Raw genomic sequence first — 6,036 nt, 5'->3', positions numbered from 1 at the left:
GGATTTGCTTCAATATGATCGAATACCACACTATCAACATTTGCTTTCTTTAATTCTTCAATGGTACGATCCAAATAACCATTTGATTTCGTTGATTTACCATTTGATACTACAACTAATGCTTTCTTACCAGGCATCACCTGTGAGTGTAATTCATTTAACTTTCCTTTCCCAAATAAAATTCTTGTAGGTACATACATCTTAAAACTCATTTTTGCTTCCTCCATTCTTAATCCTCTTTTAACTCTATTTTCATTTCTTGTAGATTTCCCAATTTTTCTATCAGTGAGATATACGAAGTAATATTTCCTAAAATAATTAAACCTTCAGGTTCTTCATCTGTATCATCAAAATATATTGCGAATAAATCACCAGGTGTCCAATACGCAAGATCTCCGATATCATATCCAACTTTAGTTATATCATCTTCTGATAAGGGCTCACCCAGAGAACTATAATATTCATGCTCTCCCATTCTAGTCATAGATAAAGTTAATGGTAGTAATTTCTTAAACTCCTGTGCTGCTTTTGTATCATTCAACACTGCTTCTACTACCGTATCATCCGCAGTAATTCTTATTTTAGTTTCACTTAAATTTGATGATGACTCGCTTATGCTATTCAATCCTTTTATCATTTTATCTATTTCTTCTTCACCTAGAGAAGATACATTACTGAATCCTAATCCTTGTTTCAAATCACCGCTTTTTAAATATTTCCTAAATTCTTCTTCATATTTGCCAGCATCTCCTGCATCTGTCCAGAATGGAATGATTGTCTTTCCATTAAAATCCTTTTCTAAATATTTAATAATAGGTGAAGATAATGTATTAGACCATACAGGCCCGCCTATATAAATAGTTTCATAAGATGCCAACTTGGGAAGGTCATCTTTTAATTTCGGAAGATTCCCGCTTTCTTTCTCTTTTTTTGCTAAATCAGATATTTCATACATATCATCAGGATATGGATTTTCAATCTCGATTTTAAACAGGTCTCCTCCTGTATTCTTTTGAATTTGCTTCGCCACTTTTTCTGTATTTCCACTTAAAGAATAATACACAATCAATATATCTGTCTTTTCTGATTCTATAGGAGTTGGATCACCAGAATTATTCCCTATTTTTCCTTGAGAACACCCAGTTAGCAACACTAATAATGCAACTACTGGAATAATCAAATTCTTTATGAATCTATTCATCAAATTCCCCCTTATTATTTTCGAATTATGTATTAATATTTCCGATATCAATTTTCATCTCGCTGCCATTAATCAGCATAAATTTCTTTTGCCATATAAAATGCAGCCCAAGCCTTCGGCCAGCCCGCATAGAAAGCAAGCTGAGTCAAAGCTTCAACCATTTCTTCTTTAGTTATTCCGTTGTCCTTTGCCCTATGAATATGACCTTTTAGGGAACTGTCCAATATCCCGCTTGCCATCAATGCAGAAACCGTAATAAGACTACGATCACGAGGTGAAAGCTGTTCCTCTCTTGACCAAACCTGTCCGAAGAGAACTTCGTCATTTAATTCTGCAAAGTTCGGTGCGAAATCTCCTAATAAATCTTTTCCTGCTGTTACTTTCTTAATTGTAATCTCCTCCATTTCAATTGACTAATTAACTTATTGATGCTACAATATCGCCTATAAGTTAATTCAAATTATACAACTTAAAGTTAACTTTAAGTCAATAGTAAATTTAAAAATTGTGGAATTCAGTTCCATAGAAGGAGAAAACTATGCTTTATACAGTTGGTGAAATGGCCAAAATACTGAAGGTAGCACCTTCTACACTACGCTATTATGACAAGGAAGGATTACTTCCTTTTGTAGAACGTTCAGGTGGTGGTATCCGTATGTTTAAGGATGAAGATTTTGGTTGGCTATATATTATTGAGTGCTTGAAAAAAGCTGGAATGTCAGTAAAAGAAATTAAAAATTTTATTGATTTATGCATGGAGGGAGATTCTACTATTGAACAGCGTCTTGCATTGATTGATTACCGTCGTGAAGTTGTATGTGAACAAATCAAAGAGATGCAAAATACGCTCCATATGCTTAATTACAAACACTGGTATTACGAAACAGCAAAAAAGGCAGGAACCTGTTCGGTACACACCACTATGCCTAAGGAAAATATCCCCGAAGAATATTACGATATTATTAACAGAGAAAAAGGGCAGCTTTGACATCTATACGGAACAATGTGGGATACATGCCGAGATGACAGAAGAATAGATATTTTGTCTAAACTAAAAAGGAAGCAACCAACCGTAAGAAATCAAAAACGGTTGGTTCCTTTCACTATTAATACTGGTGTTAATATAGAATAGTAGACATACTTTTTGTACACTAAATTCCTATTTGGTCTATATTATTTTACCCTATACTTACTTATATAAATACAAACTAATAATACTTATTAGTATCTTCTTTTAATTTTGGTTCTCCACAGATACGGTTCTCCGTACCGTACTCTACGGAGCACCGTTCTTATTTTATATTATTTAGTTTTACTAAATAATACTTTGTGAAAAATAAATGCGGAGATTATTAAAAATACCATTCCAAATATACCCTCTCCATTTATTACTTTTACATTTCCATTTATTAATCCAGTTGCTTCATTTCTGTATGTGTCTCCCAGTATGAAAGTATTTATATTATTCCATACCGAATGCATCATTGAAGCTAATAAAACATTTTTCGACAGAGTGTATAAATACGTATATGAAAAATTAACACAAAATATGCATATTGACTGAACAATTGTAAAAATTAATGCTTCAGAAATACCATAGCTTAGGTTCATCATATACAATGTAGGTAAATGATATAATATCCATACAATTCCTACTAAGATATTTGATTTTTTAAGACCATATATCTTTTCCCACTCTACTAATAAATACCCTCTCCAACCATACTCCTCTCCTAATGTTACAATTGAAAAAGGTACTGACATTACTATAATAATTAATATTTGTGATATTGATCCATCATAATTATCTATGCTTCCAACTCCTGTTATTAGACTTAGTATCGAGCACAAACCTATTATAATTATTGGAAACACAAATGAAAACATTATACCTTTTATACTTATATGATGTAACAATGGCTTAAATACTGCTGTTATCGATTTGTATTTTATAATTTTGATTATACATCCCAATATTGCAGGTATCATCATTATAATTACAGTTGCTCCAATCGCTCCCTTTGGAATAAAAATAAAACTTAAAATCCATGATATTATTAATGTCATTGATACAAATACTATTTCCAACATATTACTCCCCCCAATCGCATTATTGTATTAGTCACTTAATACAATAATACAATTATTAATTTTCCCTGTCAACTTAATTTATTAATATAACAAAAAAAGAAAGGTTGATTTTATATCTCAACTTTTCTTTTTTATTATATTAATATTAATTTTGAAAGTTATCCCTTACTTGTGGTACGGTTCTCCGTTATTTATTCTATAAGCTCTATACACCTGCTCCAATAATATCAACCTCATAAGTTGATGAGGAAATGTCATCTTAGAAAAAGATAACTTATAATTAGCTCTCTTTAACACCTCATCAGAAAGTCCCAGCGATCCACCTATTACAAATACTATATGACTTGTCCCCATAACACCTAACTTATTAAGTGTACTTGCCAACTCTTCAGAAGATAAATTTTTACCATCTATAGCAAGAGCTATAACATAGCTATTATCTTTTATCTTGCTTAAAATTTTCTTACCTTCTTTATCTTTAATCATTAGCATTTCTTTATCACTCAGATTTTCTGGAGCTTTTTCATCTTCTAATTCGATTACCTCTAGTTTACAATATTTAGATAACCTTTTTGAAAATTCATCTATTCCTAATTTTAAATACTTTTCTTTTATTTTTCCTACACAAACTACACTAATACGCATTTTGTTCTCCTTTTATTATTAGTTCATATTTCGAGCTGTGAATATATGTGAAACAACAACAAAATAATTTTCCTCCACGCCGCTCTAAGATATATTGTTGGTTATATAAAGGAAGAAAATTTTTATAGTCCATAAACTTTTGAAACATTATCTCTAGATAATACTTCTAAATTTAAATCTCTTCCTATTATCATATCATTATTAGCTAATACATTTTTTGACGTAGCAAAAGCTAAATCTGGAAAGTTATTTTCTTTACTTAAATGAGCTAATAATATAGACTCCGTTCCTTCTTTTATTAAATCTACACAAAACTTAGCTGCTTCTTCATTTGATAAATGGCCACAATCAGACATTACTCTTCTTTTTAGGCTATAAGTATAGCTACCCATCATAAGCATATTAGGATCATAATTTGACTCTAGTACTACAAGCTTTGAATCATATAAATTTTTTCTTATATTTTCAGTTATACATCCTATATCTGTAGCTATAGACATCTTTTCACTACTTGAAAATAAATTATATCCTACAGCATCACTTGAATCATGTGGTATAGAAAAAGGTTTAATTCCTAAATCTCCTATACTATAAGTTTTATCATTCTCAAACACTTTCATATTTTCTTCTTTTATATTTCCTAATTTATCTTTCATCGCACACCAAGTTTTTACATTTGCAAAAATAGGTATATCCAATTTCCTAGATAATATTCCCGCACCTTTTATATGATCAGAATGTTCATGTGTTATGAATATTCCTTTTATTTTCTCTATATCAGCATCTATCTCATTCAAACCTGTTATTATTCTTTTACCGCTAAGGCCTGCATCTATTAATATATTAGTATCTTTATAACTAACAAAATGACAGTTTCCACTACTTCCGCTTCCTATCGAACAATACTTTAACATGCTGCACCTCTTTTCTCTTTATATCATAAAATATATTATACCAAAAAAATAGAGCATTAAATTATTTTTCAATGCTCTTGGAAAATTTTTATTCATATTCTTTTATTATTTTCTCAATATCTATACCTTTACTCTTCCATAGTTCTATAAACTGAGGTCCATTTACATTCTTAAACTTGTACATATTATAGTATTCTTTTAATGTATCAAAAAATACATCATCACCTACTTGATTTCTTATCTTATTAAAAATCACAGCTCCTTTTGTATAAACACTTAAGCTATAATCTGATGAATCTTTATATTCAGTAACAGCTTTAAAAATATCTGTAGTCTTATAATTTTTAGTCTGAACATCCATAGTTTTTATAAGTTTATCTGCCGTTTTCTTACCATATTTATTCTCAAAATATAATATTGTAGAATACTCTGTTAAGGCTTCATCTAACCAAGGTTCATTAACTTCGTCATTACCTATAACACTATACCACCATTGATGTGCTGTTTCATGTGCTATAACGTACTCTAGTAAAAATTTATTTTCTTTATTATAAAGGTTTTCGTCTATCATAACTAACATAGGATATTCCATCCCACCAATATAAAAGTCACTTGCTACAACAGAGAAGGTATCATAAGGGTAGTCTCCAAATAATTCACTAAAAATCTTCATAGAAGATTTTGCTATATCAACTGCTTCTTTACTCATTTCTTCATTTAAGTTATATGTATTTATTACTATATCTTTATAACTATCTTTGCTTACTTTAAATTTATCACTTAAAATAAAAGCAAAGTCCCTTACCATTTTTGCATCTATAACATATTGTATTTTCTCATTGTCAGTTTTTTGCTCTGTAATATTTCCTGTTGTAGCTAATTTATAAGATGCAGGTGCCAATAATGTAACTTTAAAATTACTAGTATCGCTATAGAAAGGATCTCCTATTGCTTCATAGCTTTTTAAGTTCCATCCTTCATCATCATATACACATGCTATAGGGAACCAGTTAGTAAAGTTTATAGTATTATCTCCATACCCAAATCTTCCAAGACAATTTGGCAATTTAACATTATATTTTAAATCTATTTTGACATTCTCCCCTTGTTTTAGTAACTTATCTAATTTTATTTCCAAAATATCATTTTTATCTCCTATAATCTCATACTTCAGCTTATCTTTTT

The 6,036-nt window shown here is 30.1% G+C and carries 8 protein-coding genes; 1 reads left to right on the top strand and 7 read right to left on the bottom strand.

All coding sequences use genetic code 11. From position 1 onward, the window contains the following. The 3 genes from J7G74_RS10250 to J7G74_RS10240 all read right to left on the bottom strand — a co-directional run. On the bottom strand, positions 1-212 hold a 212-nt coding region (locus tag J7G74_RS10250), incomplete at its 3' end, for an iron-containing alcohol dehydrogenase (RefSeq protein ID WP_297134904.1). 17 nt (positions 213-229) lie between these two features. Then, positions 230-1,201 (bottom strand): cyclophilin-like fold protein, encoded by a 972-nt coding sequence (locus tag J7G74_RS10245; RefSeq protein WP_297134902.1) that lies wholly within the window; start codon positions 1,199-1,201, stop codon positions 230-232. A gap of 68 nt (positions 1,202-1,269) precedes the next feature. After that, positions 1,270-1,605 (bottom strand): carboxymuconolactone decarboxylase family protein, encoded by a 336-nt coding sequence (locus tag J7G74_RS10240; protein ID WP_330616513.1) that lies wholly within the window; start codon positions 1,603-1,605, stop codon positions 1,270-1,272. A 134-nt stretch (positions 1,606-1,739) separates the two neighbouring features. On the opposite strand from J7G74_RS10240, the gene J7G74_RS10235 reads away from it, so the two are divergent. Continuing rightward, positions 1,740-2,189, top strand: coding sequence for a MerR family transcriptional regulator (locus J7G74_RS10235; RefSeq protein WP_297134900.1), 450 nt, complete (start codon positions 1,740-1,742; stop codon positions 2,187-2,189). 314 nt (positions 2,190-2,503) lie between these two features. Here J7G74_RS10235 and J7G74_RS10230 read toward each other — a convergent pair whose 3' ends face one another. The 4 genes from J7G74_RS10230 to J7G74_RS10215 form a co-directional block, all read right to left on the bottom strand. Beyond that, entirely contained in the window at positions 2,504-3,292 is a 789-nt protein-coding gene (locus J7G74_RS10230) for a CPBP family intramembrane glutamic endopeptidase (protein ID WP_297134898.1), read from the bottom strand. Between the two features lie 165 nt (positions 3,293-3,457). Further along, complete coding sequence (rlmH, locus tag J7G74_RS10225) at positions 3,458-3,937, bottom strand: 23S rRNA (pseudouridine(1915)-N(3))-methyltransferase RlmH (RefSeq protein WP_297134897.1); 480 nt, start codon at positions 3,935-3,937, stop codon at positions 3,458-3,460. Positions 3,938-4,059: 122 nt separating this feature from the next. Beyond that, positions 4,060-4,851 (bottom strand): MBL fold metallo-hydrolase, encoded by a 792-nt coding sequence (locus J7G74_RS10220; RefSeq protein WP_297134894.1) that lies wholly within the window; start codon positions 4,849-4,851, stop codon positions 4,060-4,062. A gap of 88 nt (positions 4,852-4,939) precedes the next feature. Continuing rightward, a partial coding sequence (locus J7G74_RS10215) for a M1 family metallopeptidase (RefSeq protein WP_297134892.1) occupies positions 4,940-6,036 on the bottom strand: 1,097 nt, incomplete at its 5' end.

The sequence above is a fragment of the Terrisporobacter sp. genome, from assembly GCF_017888745.1.
GTDB lineage: Bacteria > Bacillota > Clostridia > Peptostreptococcales > Peptostreptococcaceae > Terrisporobacter.
The sequence above is the reverse complement of the archived record's forward strand: the minus strand, read 5'-3'. Positions and strand labels throughout refer to the sequence as shown.